The organism is Burkholderia sp. MSMB1826 (assembly GCF_001526325.1).
Classification (GTDB): domain Bacteria; phylum Pseudomonadota; class Gammaproteobacteria; order Burkholderiales; family Burkholderiaceae; genus Burkholderia.
In genome coordinates, this window is the sequence record NZ_LOYN01000040.1 from 26,338 (window position 1) to 40,761 (window position 14,424).

The following is a 14,424-nucleotide window of genomic DNA, read 5'->3' on the forward strand; positions in this document are numbered from 1 at the left end:
CATGTTGAAAGTCACCAAGGCGGTATTCCCCGTTGCCGGTCTCGGCACGCGGTTCCTGCCGGCAACGAAGGCGAGCCCGAAGGAAATGCTGCCCGTCGTCGACAAGCCGCTGATCCAGTACGCGGTCGAGGAAGCGATCGCCGCGGGCATCACCGAGATGATCTTCGTGACCGGGCGCAGCAAGCGCGCGATCGAGGATCACTTCGACAAGTCGTACGAAGTCGAGGCCGAACTCGAGGCGCGCGGCAAGGAAAAGCTGCTCGAACTCGTGCGCAGCATCAAGCCGAGCCATGTCGACTGCTTCTACGTGCGCCAGCCGGAAGCGCTCGGCCTCGGCCACGCGGTACTGTGCGCGGAAAAGCTCGTCGCCGACAATCCGTTCGCGGTGATCCTCGCCGACGACCTGCTCGACGGCAATCCGCCGGTGATGAAGCAGATGGTCGACGTGTTCGACCACTATCACAGCTCGGTGATCGGCGTCGAAGAGATCCCGCCGTCGGAGACGAAGTCGTACGGGATCGTCGACGGCAAGGAATGGGAGGAGTCGATCGTCAAGATGTCGGCGATCGTCGAGAAGCCGGCGCCGGAAGTCGCGCCGTCGAACCTCGGCGTGGTCGGCCGCTACATCCTGAAGCCGCGGATCTTCGAGCACCTGCGCGCGCTGAAGCCCGGCGCGGGCGGCGAACTGCAGCTCACCGACGCGATCCAGGCACTGCTCGCCGACGAACAGGTGCTGGCCTACAAGTACCAGGGCACGCGCTACGACTGCGGCAGCAAGCTCGGCTACCTGAAGGCGACGGTCGAATTCGCGCTGCGCCACCCGGAAGTCGGTGCGGAATTCGATACGTACCTGCGCACGCGCGACGGCGCCCAACCCGCCGTCTGAACGCGGCAAGGGCGCGCCCCGGCGGGCGCGCCCTCACCTCCCGGCCACCGCTCAGCGCGCGTCGGCCGGCTTCACCGAGACGACGCCCGGCATCCCGCCCGCGTCGTCTTTTTTCGTCTTGACCAGCCAGCCGCCGCCGTCGCCGAACGGCAGCTTCGCCAGCGCGCTCCTGACGAGCGCCGGTGCGGCCTGCTGCGTGCCCGGATCGCGGTCGCGCAGCGACGCCGACACGCGATAGACGTCGGCGCCCGATTGCGCATCGACGAAACGCAGCGTCAGCACGTGACGGTATACCTTGCCCGCGAACGGCAGCGCGAACGGCGCCGGCCCGTCGACCGTCACGCATGCGCTGCTGGCCGCACCGCACCGGTCGGCGCTCGTCGCGACCGTCGCCGGCTGCGTCGCATACGCGATCGACAGCCGGTAACGCGCGTCCTTGAGCGGCTGCGCATCGAAGCCGCGGCGCGCGAGTTCGTCGCGTACGAGCGACTCGATCCGCCGGTAGTCGGCGTCGTCCCGCTGCGCGGCCGTCCGCACGAAATCGTAGCCGTGCGCGCCGGATGCAAATGCATTCGGCTGCCCGACCGCACTCACGCCGCTCGTCACGCCGGCGCAACCCGTCAACAGCGACGCCGCCAGCGCGGTCGCTGCCCATTGCTTTCTCATGGCTTTCCCCAAATGCCTGCCGTCGCGCCCGGCCCTGTCAGGCGGACGGCTCGTCGATCGCGGGCAGCGACACCGTCACCGCGGTGCCGACACCCACTTCGCTGTCGACCGACACGCTGCCCCCATGGCGCGTGACGACCGTCTTCACGAACGCCATGCCGAGCCCGGAACCCGGGATGTCGGGCCGCTCGCCGGCATGGAATCGCTTGAAACGCTCGAACAGATGCCGCTGATCTTCCGGCGCAATGCCGTACCCCTGATCGCGAATCGTACAGAACATCCGCTTCGATGCGTGCTCGACCGTCAGCGTACACGTGATCACCGTGTCGGACGGACTGTATTTGACCGCATTGTTCAACAGGTTCACGAACGCGCGCGTGATCAACGAGCGATCCGCGCGCACCCAGCACATGTCGGCGCCCACGTCGGACTCGATGCGAATGTGCTTCGCCTGCGCCTGCGGCCACACTTCGTCGCTCGCATCGATCAGCACGTCGACGAGGCTCGTCACCTCGAGCTGGTACGCCTGCGACTCGGCGCGCGCCAGTTGCACGAACTCGTCGGCGAGCGACAGCGCGCGGTGCGCATAGCGCTCGATCCGCGCGAGCAGACTGCGCATCGCGTCGCTCTCGACGCGATCGCGCTCGATCTCGACGAGCGCGAGGATCGACGACTGCGGCGAACGCATGTCGTGCGACAGCAGATGCAGCGCCTCCTCGCGATGCCGTTCGGCCGCATGCAGGTCGGTCACGTCGACGAGGCCGGCGATCCAGCCCGTCACGCGCCCTTGCGCGTTCGTGCATGCCGCGTAGCGTAGCAGATGGTCGAGCCCGTCGCGATCGCGCACCTCGATGCCGCGCGCCATCGCGTCGTGCTCGGCCTCGAGCGTCGGGTCGAGCGCGGCCGGCCAGCGCTCGCGGATCGCCGCGTCGTGCTCGGCGTTGCCGTCGACGGTCTTCATGAACGTCAGCTCGCCGAGCGCGGTGCGCAGCGGCCGCCCTTCCGGCAACGGCAGCGCGAGCCGCGACCCGTAGCGTTTGGCCGCGTGGTTCGCGATCAGCACGGTGCCGGCGAGGTCGGTCACGAAGATCGGCTCGGGCATGCTGTCGAGGCTGTCCCACACGAAGCGCTTCATGTCCTGCACGCGCTGCGCGGCCTGCGCCATCAGCGCCATCTGCCGCTCGAGCACGTCGCCGCCGACGCTGCGCGTGCGCGGCGCCTCGGGCAACAGGTGCGGCTCGTCGGCGAGCCGCTGCAGCTCGCGGCGCAGGTACGACATCGTCATTTCCAGCCGCCGCCAGTTCCAGATCGGGTAGACGGCGATCAGCCCGAAGATCGCGGGCGCCGGCGTCAGCCAGATGCGCGCCTCGAACAGCAGCGTCATGCTCGCGATCACGGCCAGCGCGGCAAGGCTCAGCGTCAGCAGCAGCGCGCGCCACGGCGACAGCATCAGGAAGCCGCCCAGCAACACGGCGAGCGGCAGCAGCGACGCGACGAACAATCCCGTGCGCGACGCGGGCGAGATCGCGCTGCCGGTCGCCAGCATGTCGAGCACATTCGCATGGATATACACGCCGGCCAGCGGGCCGAACTCGCCGGACACCGGCGTCGCGAAACGATCGTACAGCCCCGACGCCGTCACGCCGACGACGACGATCTTGCCGCGCAGCGCGTCGGGCTTCACGCGCCCTTCGAGCACGTCGTCGAACGACAGCGTCGGATACGCGGGCGTGTTGCGGCTGAACGGAATCAGGTAGCGGCCGTCGCCGGCCGCATCGCGCGACAGGTCGTGCGCGTTCGCGCCGGGCACGCCGCCGACCGGGTGCAGCCGGCCGGCCTGGATCGCGCGGTAGACGGGCACCATCAGTTGCGGCCAGCGCACGCGGCCGTCGCTTTCGAACAGCGCGACGCTGCGCACGATGCCGTCGCGATCGACTTCGAGATTGATATGGCCGAGCCCCGTCGCGCGCGCGGCGAGCGCGGCGACCGGCGGATCGACCGATCGCGTGCCGTCCGGCTGCTCGGGGCTCAGCAGCACCGGCAGGAAGGTCGGCACGCGGCTCATCGCGTCCGCGAACGTGCGATCCTCGGACGACGGCTCGGTAAACAGCACGTCGTAGACGACGGCGGCCGGCTGCGCGCGCGCGAGCGTGTCGAGCAACCGCGCATGCACGTCGCGCGGCCACGGCCAGCGGCCGAGCGCGGACACGCTCTGGTTGTCGATGTCGACCACCACCACGTCGGGCGACAGCGGCAGGCTGCGCAGCATCAGCAGCCGGTCGTAGATCAATCCGTCGACGCTCGACGACAGGCGGCCGAGCGCGCACGCGAGGATCACCGCGATCCCGAGGCAGCCGATCGCGATCCACTCGATCAGAAAGCGGCGGCCGAGGCGCCGCCGCGGGGAAACGGAGTCGGGTTTCATGCGCCGCGGGTCAGCGCGACAACGTGAACGCGCTGACCGGACTGGTCTTCTCGTAGAACTTGCCGCCTTCGAATTCCTCGACGGTCACGGCCCAGAAGTAGTCGCCCGCCGGCAGGTGCGCGACGGTGATCTGGCGCGCGTGCAGGCCGACCTGGTCGACGACCGGCGCGCTCAGGTCCTTCGAACGCGACAGCACGAACCGGTAACGCGCATTCTTGCCCGACCCGTTCGGCGACCAGCGGAACTCGTAACCGCCCGCGCCCTGCGACGCGCTCGCGTCGAGCCCCATCACGCGGCGTTCGAACGCATAGGTGCGCGGCTGCCCCTCGAGGCCGTTCGCATCGATCGCGGCGATCCGCACGAAGTAATTCCCGTTCGGCACGTCGCGGAACACCGCGTGCGGGGAATCGGTACGCGTTTCGCGGAACAGGTCGAGCAGCCCCGCGTCGTGCGCGAGCTGCACGCGATACGCATGCGCCTGCGCGAGCGGCGTGAGGTCGAATGCGACGTCGGGCTCGTCCTGCACCTTGTCGGGATGCGCGAGCGTGGGCGCGCCCAGCAGTTCGACGGGCGCGCCGACCGCGCCGGACGACGTCGCGACGCTGCCGAAGTTCGCATGCACGAGCGTCGCGCCGGCCGGCTGCCGGCCGCCCGCGACGCCGACGGTGCCGTCGAGCACTTCGACGCGGGTCGCCGCGGTGCCGGCCGCGTCGTAGTTCACGCGAAAGCGCGTGCCGCGCACGCCGGCGACGACCGACGGCGAGCGGATCTGGAAGCGATCGTCGCGTTTCTTCAGGTGGGTGACTTCGCTGTCGACCGAGCCGCGCGTGAGTTCGAACTCGCGATCGAGCGTGCCGGTCAGCACCGTGCGGCGCAGCGACTTCAGCTCGAGCTGGCTGTCGGGCGGCAGGCTCATGTGCGTGCCGTCGGCCAGCTCGATCGTCACGAAGCCGTTCGGGCCGGTGCGCACGCGATCGCCCTCGGCGAGCGTCGCATCGTTCGCGAGCGGCGCGAACGAGGTGCCGGACGTAGCGCCGGACGCGCGCTCGGCCGTGCCCTGCACCGCGATCACGCGGGCGGTGAGCTTTTCCTTGCGCAGCCGCGCGACCGGCAGCTTCAGCGCGACGCCGGGCTGCAGGCGCTTCGGCGCCGGCACGCCGTTGAGCTGCTGGAGCAGTTGCCAGTCGTCCGCGCCTTGCAGGTAGCGCGTGGCGACGTCGTACAGCGTGTCGCCCGCCTGCGTGCGATAGACGACCGTCTTGCCCGCGGCGGCGGGCGGCTGCGCCGCGGCCTGCTGCGCGGCGAACGCGAACGCGACCGCGCAGGCCGCGCGCAGTGCCGCCGTGCGCAGGCTCGCCGTACGCTGCGTGATTCGCGCGGTCACTCCGGTTCCCCCTGGCCGACCCGTTCGAGACGGTAGCCGTACCCGTAGATCGGCGCGAGACGGTAACCGTTCTCGGGCCGCAGGCCGAGCTTCGTGCGCAGCATCGAAATATGCGTATCCATCGTGCGCGACGGAATGTCGGTCGCCTGCTTCCACACGAGGTCGAGAATGTGCGCGCGCGACAGCGGCCGATCGAGATGCTGGAACAGCAGCAGCGCGAGCTCGAATTCCTTTTGCGTGAGGCTCACGGCCTTGTCGCCGACGTACGCCTGTTTCAGGTTCACGTCGAAACGGAACTGATCGAATTCGCGGACGGTCGCCTCGGCGTTGACCGGATACGCGCGGCGCAGCAGCGAGCCGATGCGCGCGCGCAGGATCGGGCCCGACACGGGCTTGACCACGTAATCGTCGGCGCCGGCGTTGAGGATCTGCGTGATCCCCGCCTCGTCGTCGCGGCTCGTCATGAAGATGATCGGCAGGCTGTGCTCGGTCTGGTTGGCGCGCACCCATTTGAGCACTTCCTCGCCGGACATGTCGGGCACGTTCCAGTCGAGCACCAGCAGGTCGAACGTCTCGCGCTGCAGGCGCTTCTTCAGGGCCTTGCCTTCCTTGAACGCATAGCACGTGTGGCCGACGGCCGTCAGCGTTTGACTGACGAAATCCGTCTGGGCCGGATCGTCATCCAGTACAGCAATTCTCATAGCACCCCGCAAATCGAAATCGATCCGTCCATTCGGCTCCCGCGCCTGCCCCGGCCGCGCACCCTGCGCGCGGCGCCGGATACCGGCCGGCAAGCCGTCGTTCGCCGCTCGCGCCTCCTGCGCAAACCGGCGACCCCGGGCAAATATCTCAAAAACGGGGCACGGACGAACCGGCGATTTCATCATAGTAGTATGAAATTCGCCAAGAAATTGCGCGGACTATCGCCCTTTCTTCGAATAATCCTTTCTGCTGCGCAACCGGACGCCTATTCGGCGCCCGCGATGCCGGCCACCGGCTCGGCAAAATCGTCTGTCGGCACGCGCGGCGACGGCCGTTGCGCGAGCATCCGCTGCAACTGGTCGCGCACGCGCTCCCATGCGCCGGCCGCATAGTCGGGCTGGCCTGCCGCCCATGCCTGCGCCAGATCGAACACGCGTTCGATCGTCGCACCGCAGTAGGTCGGGCCCGCGCCGTCGTCGCGCGCGGCATCGCGCAGCCGTTCGTCGAGCCACTCGGCCAGCCACGGCATCTCGGCCGCGGCCGAATCCGCATAGGCTTCCAGCGCGGCACGCGCGTGGCGGTCCTGTTGCGGATCGAGCTCGATCCGGTTCAATTCCGAGGTGCGCACGGGCGCAATGCTTTCCGCTCCGGACGGACTTCGAAGGGTCCCTGGTCTGAAGGACATGTCCTCTCCCCGTTGTACGACGGTAGCGTCAGGCATGGCCCCCGAGCCCGCCGTGCGACGTACCGTGGCCGGCGCCTCCGCTGGGAGCGGACGACCGGCCGCGTCAGTATACGCAGCCGGTCACGCAACGAGGTTTAAGAATTGTCAGAGAGGCGCGGAGCCGGCCGGCCAAGGGCGGCCGGCGAGGGGCGGCCGGCTAAGCAGGCCGGCAAAGCGCGGTCAGCCAGGCGCGCCGGCTGGGAGCATGACGGGGCGGGACGTCCGATGCGCGCCTTCAGCGGCGACGCATCAGGAACACGAAGGTCTTGTCCTGGGTCGTCGACTCGACGATCTCGTTGCCCGTCTGCTTCGCGAACGCGGCGAAATCGCGCTGCGAGCCCGGATCGGTCGCGAGCACCTTGAGAATCTGCCCGCTTTCCATATCGGCAAGCGCTTTCTTGGCACGCAGGATCGGCAACGGGCAATTGAGCCCGCGCGCGTCCACTTCCTTGTGAATCTGCATCGGCTGTCGACCTTCGAATGACGCGCCCACACGGCGCGGATGGAAGCCGCGATTTTACCGCAGCGCCGCCGCGCCTGCCCGGCCCGCCCACGGCCCGGCGCCCGCCGCCGCCCGGCTCACGCGCCGGAGAAGCCGCCCGCGAGCCGCTCGCGCAGGTGCCGCACGAGCGCGCGCACCGCGCTCGGCACGACCGGGCTGTACGGGCGGATCGCGAAAATGTGGTCGCCGAACGCGCCCGACGGCCGCCAGCCGTCGAGCAGCGCGACGAGCCGGCCGGCGTCGAGATCGCGCCGCGCGCTGAAATCGGGCAGCAGCGCGATGCCGAGCCCGCCGAGCGCGGCCTCGCGCATCGCCTCGCTGTTGTTCGCCGCGAAACTGCCGCGCACCGGCACGCTCACGCGCTGGCGCCGGCGGCCGTCCGGCTCGAAGCTCCACGCGGCCGGCTCGTGCTCGCGCAGGTAGCACAGACAGCTGTGATCGACGAGTTCGCTCGGGTGGTGCGGCTCGCCGCGCGCGTCGAGATAGTCGCGGCTCGCGACCAGCAGCGAACGCGTGTCGCACAACTTCCACGCGACATGGGTCTGCGGCGCGGTGGTCGTATGGCGGATCGCGAGATCGAAGCCCTCCTGCGTCAGCGAATGCAGGCGGTCGGACAGGTCGAGCTCGATCTGTACGCCCGGATGCTGGCGCAGAAAATCGGGCAGGTGCGGCACGATCTGCTGGCGCCCGAGCGCGACCGGCACCGTCAGGCGGAGCAGCCCGCGCGGCTCGCCGGCGAGATCCTTCACGCGCGCGAAATGCTGGCCGATCGACTCGAACGCGTCGCGCGTGCTGTCGACGAGCGTCTGGCCCGCATCGGTGAGCCGCACGCTGCGCGTGGTGCGCCGCACGAGCGGCACACCGGCCGCCTTTTCGAGATCGGCGATGCGCTGGCTCATCGCGGCCTTGCTGATGCCGAGCCGCTGCGCGGCAGCCGTGAAACTGCCCGCCGCGGACAGCACCGTCAGCGAATGGATATGCGGCCAGAGCGCCTGGACATTTTGCTGATTCATCCGCCGATTATTCATAATTCTGAACAGTGAATCAAGCTGCGCGGCCTTCTCCCGCCCCGCCGCTTTGCCTAGACTAGGTTCCGTCCACCCTCCCATTCCCCTCCGCAGGAGACACGCATGACCACGGTTCCCGCCTATACGTCCGACGCCGACGTCGGCCACTACATCGACGGCGCGCCCGTCGCCGGCCGCAGCGGCCGTTTCCAGGACGTCTTCAATCCGGCGCTCGGCCGCGCGGTGCGCCGCGTCGCGCTCGCGGGCGACGACGAAGTGCAGCGCGCCGTCGCGTCCGCCCGTGCGGCGTTCCCGGCCTGGGCCGACACGCCGCCGATCCGCCGCGCGCGCGTGCTGCACCGCTTCCTGCAACTGATGAACGAGCACCGCGACACACTCGCGGCGATCATCACGGCCGAGCACGGCAAGGTGTTCTCGGACGCGCAGGGCGAAGTCGCGCGCGGCATCGACATCATCGAATTCGCGTGCGGCGTGCCGCAACTGCTGAAGGGCGACTTCACCGACCAGGTCAGCACCGGGATCGACAACTGGACGATGCGCCAGCCGCTCGGCGTCGTCGCGGGCATCACGCCGTTCAACTTCCCGTGCATGGTGCCGTGCTGGATGTTCCCGGTCGCGCTCGCGACGGGCAACACGTTCGTGCTGAAGCCGAGCGAGCGCGACCCGTCGGCCGCGCTGTTCATCGCCGACCTGCTCACGCAGGCCGGCCTGCCCGCCGGCGTGTTCAACGTCGTCCAGGGCGACAAGGGCGCGGTCGATGCCCTCCTCGACCACCCGGACGTGCAGGCCGTCAGCTTCGTCGGCTCGACACCGATCGCAGCCTACGTGCAGCAGCGCGCGGTGCAGTCGGGCAAGCGCGTACAGGCGCTCGGCGGCGCGAAGAACCACCTCGTCGTGATGCCCGACGCGAACATCGAGCAGGCCGTCGACGCGCTGATCGGCGCCGCATACGGCTCCGCGGGCGAGCGCTGCATGGCGATCAGCATCGCGGTGCTGGTCGGCGACGTGGCCGACAAGATCGTGCCGGCGGTCGCCGAGCGCGCACGCAAGCTGGTGATCGGCGACGGGATGTCGCCGGAAGTCGAGATGGGGCCGATCGTCACCGGCGACGCGCTCAAGCGCATCGAAGGCTATATCGAGCAGGGCGTGAACGAAGGCGCGCAACTGGTGGTCGACGGCCGCGGGCTGCGCGTGCCGGGCTGCGAAGCTGGCTTCTTCACCGGCGGTACGCTGTTCGACCGCGTGACGCCCGACATGCGCATCTACAAGGAAGAGATCTTCGGGCCGGTGCTCGGCTGCGTGCGCGTGAAGGACTTCGGCGAAGCGGTCGACCTGATCAACGCGCACGAGTTCGGCAACGGCGTGTCGTGCTTCACGAGCGACGGCGGCATCGCGCGCGAATTCGCGCGGCGCATCCAGGTCGGCATGGTCGGCATCAACGTGCCGATCCCGGTGCCGATGGCGTGGCACGGCTTCGGCGGCTGGAAGAAGAGCCTGTTCGGCGACATGCACGCATACGGCGAGGAAGGCGTGCGCTTCTACACGCGTCAGAAGTCGGTGATGCAGCGCTGGTCGTCGAGCATCGGCAAGGGCGCCGAATTCGCGATGCCGACCGCGAAGTAAGCCGGCCGGCGCGCCGTCCGCCGATCCGTTCGGCGGGCGGCGCACCGGCAGTCGCGATCAACCGGCTTTCGTGCCGTGCGCGCCGTCGGCGGTCGGCATATAGGACAACTCGAGCCGGTACGCGAGCGCGACGAACAGGCTCTGCGCGAGGCCCATCGTGGCGGTCAGCGCACGAAAGCCGAACGTCGCGCTGTCCTGCACCATCAGCGTCACTTCCGCCTCCCGTGCGAGCGGGCTCATCCGGCTGTCGGTGATCGCGATCAGCCGCGCGCCGCGCTGCGCGGCCTGCTGCGCGACCTGCACGGTCTCGTCCGCATACGGCATGAACGAAATCGCGATCATCACGTCGCCGTCGCGCACCGACCGGATCTGGCCGAGATGCATGCTGCCGAGCGCGCTGAACAGGCCGATCCGCTTGTCGGTATGCTGCAGCGCATAGTCGAGATACACGGCGATCGGAAACGCGCGCCGCGACCCGGCGATCCAGATCGCCTGCGTATCGGCGAGCAAATCCACGGCCTGCGCGAGTGCCTGCGAATCGAGCGTCTGCCGCAACTGCTGCATCCCGGCAATGCTGCCCTTGATGAATTCGTCGGCGATCTGTTCGGGCTGCAGACTCGACGAGCCGGCTTCGATCACGTCGCGCAGCCGCAGGTTGTACGCACGCCCCGGCGCGATCTGCTGCGCGAGCCCCTCGCGGAACAGCCGCTGCATCTCGGAGAACCCGGAGAAGCCGAAGTGCTTCGCGAAGCGCACGACGGCCGACGGCTGGACGCCGCATGCCTCCGCGAGCGACTGGATGCCTTCCAGCCCAAGCTGGTCCCGATGCGTTTCCACGTGACGCGCAATCACCTTCAGGCGATTGCTGAGACCGTCGTACTCCTGCGTCAGATGCTGCAGGAACTGCTCGACGGTGGCGGGAGGTTTCTCGGATGAACTCATCGGATAGCGCGAAGTTGACGGCCCCGATGCGCGTGCGATGCTGGCGGACGCGGCCCGGGGCTCGGCTGGATACATGCATGAAGGGCGAATTTAATCACGTTTGCGGCACGGCCCGCGCCGCCTGCTCGCTCCCACGCGCTCGATCATCGCTTGCATACGCTCCACGGCAAGACTGGAAACGATTGTCCAACGCCCTCGCGGCGTCGTAAAGATCAGGGTGTCTACCAAGCCGGCCGGCGCGACCACGCGCGACGGCCCGCGGCGGCGCCGGCCTGCCCCCTCGTTCAACGATAGTCGACCCACACGCCGCCCGCATCGGCGGACCGCACGCAGTTCTCGACCCACCGCACGCCTTCGACGCCCGCATGGACGTCCGGAAAGCGGATCTGCTTCAACGTCTGCGCGTCGCCGCGATCGGCCGCGTCCATCGCGAGCGCGAAGCGTGCGTACAGGTTCGACCACGCTTCGAACAGCCCTTCCGGATGCCCGGCGCCGATGCGGTCTTCGCGCGTCGCGTTCGGGTGCAGGTACGGCATCCCGCGATCGAGCACCTGCGCGGGCTGCCCCTGGATCTCGTAGCGCAACTGGTTCGGATGTTCGTCCCACCATTCGACGCTCGCCTTCGAGCCGATCACGCGCACCTTCTGCCCGTGCATCGAGCCGGCGTTCACCGCGCTCGACCACACGTAGCCGATCGCACCCGTGTCGTATTCCATGATCGTGAACGCGTTGTCCTCGAGCGGTGCGCGGCTCTTCACGAAGCTCTGCCGCGAACACATCAGCCGTTTGATCTTCAGGTCCGGCGCCATCACTTCGGAGATGTACAGCGGGTGCGTGCCGATATCGCCGAGCACGTAGCTCGGCCCCGCGAACTTCGGGTCGACGCGCCAGCGCGCGGCGGCGCTCGCGGCTTCGACGCCGTCGCTGTGGAAGCCGTGCGCGAACTGCATCTGCACGATGCGGATCTCGCCGAGATCGCCGCGCGCAATCATTTCGCGCGCCTGCTCGATCATCTGGTGTCCGGAATAGCCGTACGCGACGCCGACGATGCGGTTCTTCTCGACCGACAGCCGCTGCAGCGCCTCGGCCTCCTCGGTCGTGAAGCACAGCGGCTTCTCGCACACGACGTGCAGCCCCGCGTTCAGCGCCGCGCGGCAAATCTCGAAGTGCGTGTTGTTCGGCGTCGCGATCGACACCGCGCGGATGCCGTCGGCACGCTTCGCCTCGGCGTCGAACATCGTCCGGTAATCGGGATAGCAGCGGTCCGCGGCGACGCCGAGCTTCACGCCGAACTGCCGCCCGCGCTCGGCATCGATGTCGAACGCGCCGGCAACGAGCTGGAAACTGCCGTCGCGCAACGCGGCCGACCGGTGGCTGTAGCCGATCTGGCTGCCGAGGCCGCCGCCGACCATGCCCCAGCGAATCGAATGTCCGAGCAGAATCTGTCCGTCGATCATGATTGTCGTGTTCCTGTCCGTGTTCAGTGTTCAGAGTGTGTGCAAAGGGTCGGGCCGACGGCCGATCACGCGAACCCGGCCGATGCGAGAAACGCGCGGCTCGCCGCGACGTCGCGCAGGCTCGTGCCGGCATTGCGCGGATCGCGCTCCTGTTCGATCGTGATATAGCCCGCATAGCCGATGTCGTCGAGCGCGCGGCGAATCGCGCGGTAGTCGAGCACGCCGTTGCCGATCGGGCACATCACGCCGCGCGCGCACGCCGCGAAGAATGCGATGTGCTCGCGCATCACCGCGTCGTACACGGTGGCGTCGATATCCTTGAAATGCACGTAGTCGAGCCGCGCCGCGTGACGGCGCAGCCAGGTCTCGGGATCCATCCCCGAGTAGTACAGGTGGCCCGTGTCGAGACAGAGGCCCGCCGTCTCGGCCGCGACGTCGGCGACGATCCGGTCGATCTCGTCCGCGAACTCGATGTAGCCGCCCGCATGAGGATGGATCACCGCGCGCACGCCGAATTCGTCGCGCGCGAGCGTCGCGATCTGCCGGATATGGTCCACCATCCGCGCCCAGCGCTCGTCGGACAGCCGCGGCGCGCGATCGCCGTGACCGGCCGCATAGTCGCGCTCCTCGTGGCCCCAGTCCATCACGACCAGGTACGGCGCCGCGTAGCGCTGGCCGTCCTGCGTCGGCAGCTTCGGCAGCCGCGTGACCAGCGCGCAGATGTCGCGCGTCTGGCGCAGCAGGTTCGGCAGGTTCTCCGGCGACACCAGGTCGTCGAAGATCGTGCCGGCGGTGATGCTCAGGCGCTGCCGTTCGAGCTCCGCGCTCACCACGTCGAGCTCGAGCGGGATATAGCCGTACGGGCCGAGCTCGATGCCCGAATAGCCGGCCTGTGCGGCTTCGGCGAGCACGTGCCGCCACGGCGGCAGGTGCGGATTCTTCACGTCGTCGACGCCCCAGCAGCACGGCGCGCAGCCAATCTTCATCGTCATGTCGGTCAGTCCATCAGGAAAGCGGCGCGCGGCCTCGAGCGTGGCCGCGTGGCACGATGTCAACGTGTCCGGCCCGTTCAGCCGCGATAGAACGCCGGGCGTTCGGCCATCGCGATCGGCTCGACCGCTCCGCTCTGCTGCGCGCGCACGCACGCATCGGCCGCGACCGCCGCCGCATAGCCGTCCCACGCGGACGGGCCGGTCAGCGCGCCTTGCCGCACGCCGTCGACGAACGCCTGCAGCTCGACGTCGTACGACGCGATGAAGCGCGCCTTCCAGTCGGTCATGATCTCGACCGACTGCCGCGCCGCATGCTTGAGCCCGACCGCGGGCGGATCGGGCAGCTTCGCGATGCCGTTCTCGCCGACCACCTCGCACTGGATGTCGTAGCCGTACTGGCAGTTCACGAAGATCTCGACGTCGATGCGCACGCCGCTCGCGGTTTCGAGCAGCACGATCTGCGGATCGGCGAGATGCGCGCTCGCATGGCGCGTCTTCTTCGGGTAGACGACCTGCGCGCTCGTGTAGTCCTCGCCGAGCAGCCAGCGCAGCACGTCGAGCTCGTGGATCAGCGTGTCGGTGATCGCCATGTCGGTCGTATAGCGCTCGCCGACCGACTGGTTGCGATGCGCGCAATGCAGCATCAGCGGCGCGCCGATCTCGCCGCTGTCGATCACGCGCTTGAGCGCACGATAGCCTTCGTCGTACGGACGCATGAAGCCGACCTGCACGAGCCGCTTGCCGTGCGCGATCTCGGCCTCGACGATGCGCATGCAGCCGTCGGCGGTGACGGCCAGCGGCTTCTCGCAGAACACCGGCTTGCCGTGCGCGATCGCGTCGAGCACGAACGCTTCGTGCGTCGGCCCCCACGACGTGACGAGCACGGCCTGCACGTCGGCGGCCGCGACCACGTCGTGGCCGTCGCCGTAGATTTCCGCGTCGAGCCCGTACTTCGTCACCGCATCGCGCGCCTGCTGCGGGTCGATGTCGTTGACGGCCACCACGCGTGCGCCGGACAGCGTACGCGTCAGCCTGCGGATATGGTCCTGGCCGATCGCGCCGCAGCCGATCACACCGATTTGCAACGTCATTC

General features: G+C 68.8%; 13 protein-coding genes. 2 read left to right on the top strand and 11 right to left on the bottom strand.

Going from position 1 to position 14,424, the window contains the following annotated elements; translation table 11 throughout:
• The first annotated feature begins 1 nt into the window (after position 1).
• On the top strand, positions 2–886 hold the full coding sequence (galU, locus tag WS95_RS23385) for a UTP--glucose-1-phosphate uridylyltransferase GalU (protein WP_034207077.1): 885 nt from the start codon (positions 2–4) through the stop codon (positions 884–886).
• Positions 887–937: 51 nt separating this feature from the next.
• Here galU and WS95_RS23390 read toward each other — a convergent pair whose 3' ends face one another.
• From WS95_RS23390 to WS95_RS23420, 7 genes are all read right to left on the bottom strand, one after another.
• Complete coding sequence (locus WS95_RS23390; RefSeq protein WP_034207076.1) at positions 938–1,552, bottom strand: DUF4136 domain-containing protein; 615 nt, start codon at positions 1,550–1,552, stop codon at positions 938–940.
• Between the two features lie 37 nt (positions 1,553–1,589).
• Positions 1,590–3,977, bottom strand: coding sequence for a CHASE2 domain-containing protein (locus tag WS95_RS23395; protein ID WP_059826413.1), 2,388 nt, complete (start codon positions 3,975–3,977; stop codon positions 1,590–1,592).
• A gap of 10 nt (positions 3,978–3,987) precedes the next feature.
• A complete protein-coding gene (locus tag WS95_RS23400) occupies positions 3,988–5,361 on the bottom strand; it encodes a FecR family protein (protein WP_059826416.1) in 1,374 nt (457 codons plus the stop codon).
• The gene (locus WS95_RS23405) at positions 5,358–6,062 is read right to left on the bottom strand and encodes a response regulator transcription factor (protein WP_006490421.1); all 705 of its coding nucleotides are present in this window, start codon (positions 6,060–6,062) and stop codon (positions 5,358–5,360) included. Before WS95_RS23405 ends, WS95_RS23400 begins: the two co-directional genes overlap by 4 nt.
• Before the next feature lie 266 nt (positions 6,063–6,328).
• Positions 6,329–6,748 carry a hypothetical protein gene (locus tag WS95_RS23410; protein WP_034207074.1) on the bottom strand — a complete coding sequence of 140 codons (420 nt, stop codon included), beginning with the start codon at positions 6,746–6,748 and terminating at the stop codon, positions 6,329–6,331.
• A gap of 274 nt (positions 6,749–7,022) precedes the next feature.
• Entirely contained in the window at positions 7,023–7,250 is a 228-nt protein-coding gene (locus WS95_RS23415; RefSeq protein WP_006402122.1) for a sulfurtransferase TusA family protein, read from the bottom strand.
• Positions 7,251–7,366: 116 nt separating this feature from the next.
• Complete coding sequence (locus tag WS95_RS23420; RefSeq protein WP_059826418.1) at positions 7,367–8,302, bottom strand: LysR family transcriptional regulator; 936 nt, start codon at positions 8,300–8,302, stop codon at positions 7,367–7,369.
• A gap of 117 nt (positions 8,303–8,419) precedes the next feature.
• Here WS95_RS23420 and WS95_RS23425 point away from each other — a divergent pair, with 117 nt between their 5' ends.
• Complete coding sequence (locus WS95_RS23425) at positions 8,420–9,940, top strand: CoA-acylating methylmalonate-semialdehyde dehydrogenase (protein WP_059826422.1); 1,521 nt, start codon at positions 8,420–8,422, stop codon at positions 9,938–9,940.
• A 57-nt stretch (positions 9,941–9,997) separates the two neighbouring features.
• On the opposite strand, the gene WS95_RS23430 is transcribed toward WS95_RS23425, so the two are convergent.
• The 4 genes from WS95_RS23430 to WS95_RS23445 all read right to left on the bottom strand — a co-directional run bounded on the left by WS95_RS23430 (position 9,998) and on the right by WS95_RS23445 (position 14,422).
• Positions 9,998–10,882: a MurR/RpiR family transcriptional regulator gene (locus WS95_RS23430; protein WP_034207071.1), complete on the bottom strand. Its 885-nt coding sequence runs from the start codon at positions 10,880–10,882 to the stop codon at positions 9,998–10,000.
• Between the two features lie 284 nt (positions 10,883–11,166).
• On the bottom strand, positions 11,167–12,339 hold the full coding sequence (locus WS95_RS23435) for a Gfo/Idh/MocA family protein (RefSeq protein WP_059780245.1): 1,173 nt from the start codon (positions 12,337–12,339) through the stop codon (positions 11,167–11,169).
• A 65-nt stretch (positions 12,340–12,404) separates the two neighbouring features.
• Entirely contained in the window at positions 12,405–13,331 is a 927-nt protein-coding gene (locus WS95_RS23440; protein WP_059826423.1) for a TIM barrel protein, read from the bottom strand.
• A 77-nt stretch (positions 13,332–13,408) separates the two neighbouring features.
• Positions 13,409–14,422, bottom strand: coding sequence for a Gfo/Idh/MocA family protein (locus tag WS95_RS23445; RefSeq protein ID WP_059826426.1), 1,014 nt, complete (start codon positions 14,420–14,422; stop codon positions 13,409–13,411).
• Positions 14,423–14,424 lie beyond the last annotated feature (2 nt).

What these genes read in the sequence shown, in the direction of transcription:
- galU (WP_034207077.1), top strand. Translation starts at nt 2, where the DNA reads ATGTTGAAAGTCACCAAGGCGGTATTCCCCGTTGCCGGTCTCGGCACG.
- WS95_RS23390 (WP_034207076.1), bottom strand. Translation starts at nt 1,552, where the DNA reads ATGAGAAAGCAATGGGCAGCGACCGCGCTGGCGGCGTCGCTGTTGACG.
- WS95_RS23395 (WP_059826413.1), bottom strand. Translation starts at nt 3,977, where the DNA reads ATGAAACCCGACTCCGTTTCCCCGCGGCGGCGCCTCGGCCGCCGCTTT.
- WS95_RS23405 (WP_006490421.1), bottom strand. Translation starts at nt 6,062, where the DNA reads ATGAGAATTGCTGTACTGGATGACGATCCGGCCCAGACGGATTTCGTC.
- WS95_RS23410 (WP_034207074.1), bottom strand. Translation starts at nt 6,748, where the DNA reads ATGTCCTTCAGACCAGGGACCCTTCGAAGTCCGTCCGGAGCGGAAAGC.
- WS95_RS23415 (WP_006402122.1), bottom strand. Translation starts at nt 7,250, where the DNA reads ATGCAGATTCACAAGGAAGTGGACGCGCGCGGGCTCAATTGCCCGTTG.
- WS95_RS23420 (WP_059826418.1), bottom strand. Translation starts at nt 8,302, where the DNA reads ATGAATCAGCAAAATGTCCAGGCGCTCTGGCCGCATATCCATTCGCTG.
- WS95_RS23425 (WP_059826422.1), top strand. Translation starts at nt 8,420, where the DNA reads ATGACCACGGTTCCCGCCTATACGTCCGACGCCGACGTCGGCCACTAC.
- WS95_RS23430 (WP_034207071.1), bottom strand. Translation starts at nt 10,882, where the DNA reads ATGAGTTCATCCGAGAAACCTCCCGCCACCGTCGAGCAGTTCCTGCAG.
- WS95_RS23435 (WP_059780245.1), bottom strand. Translation starts at nt 12,339, where the DNA reads ATGATCGACGGACAGATTCTGCTCGGACATTCGATTCGCTGGGGCATG.
- WS95_RS23440 (WP_059826423.1), bottom strand. Translation starts at nt 13,331, where the DNA reads ATGACGATGAAGATTGGCTGCGCGCCGTGCTGCTGGGGCGTCGACGAC.
- WS95_RS23445 (WP_059826426.1), bottom strand. Translation starts at nt 14,422, where the DNA reads ATGACGTTGCAAATCGGTGTGATCGGCTGCGGCGCGATCGGCCAGGAC.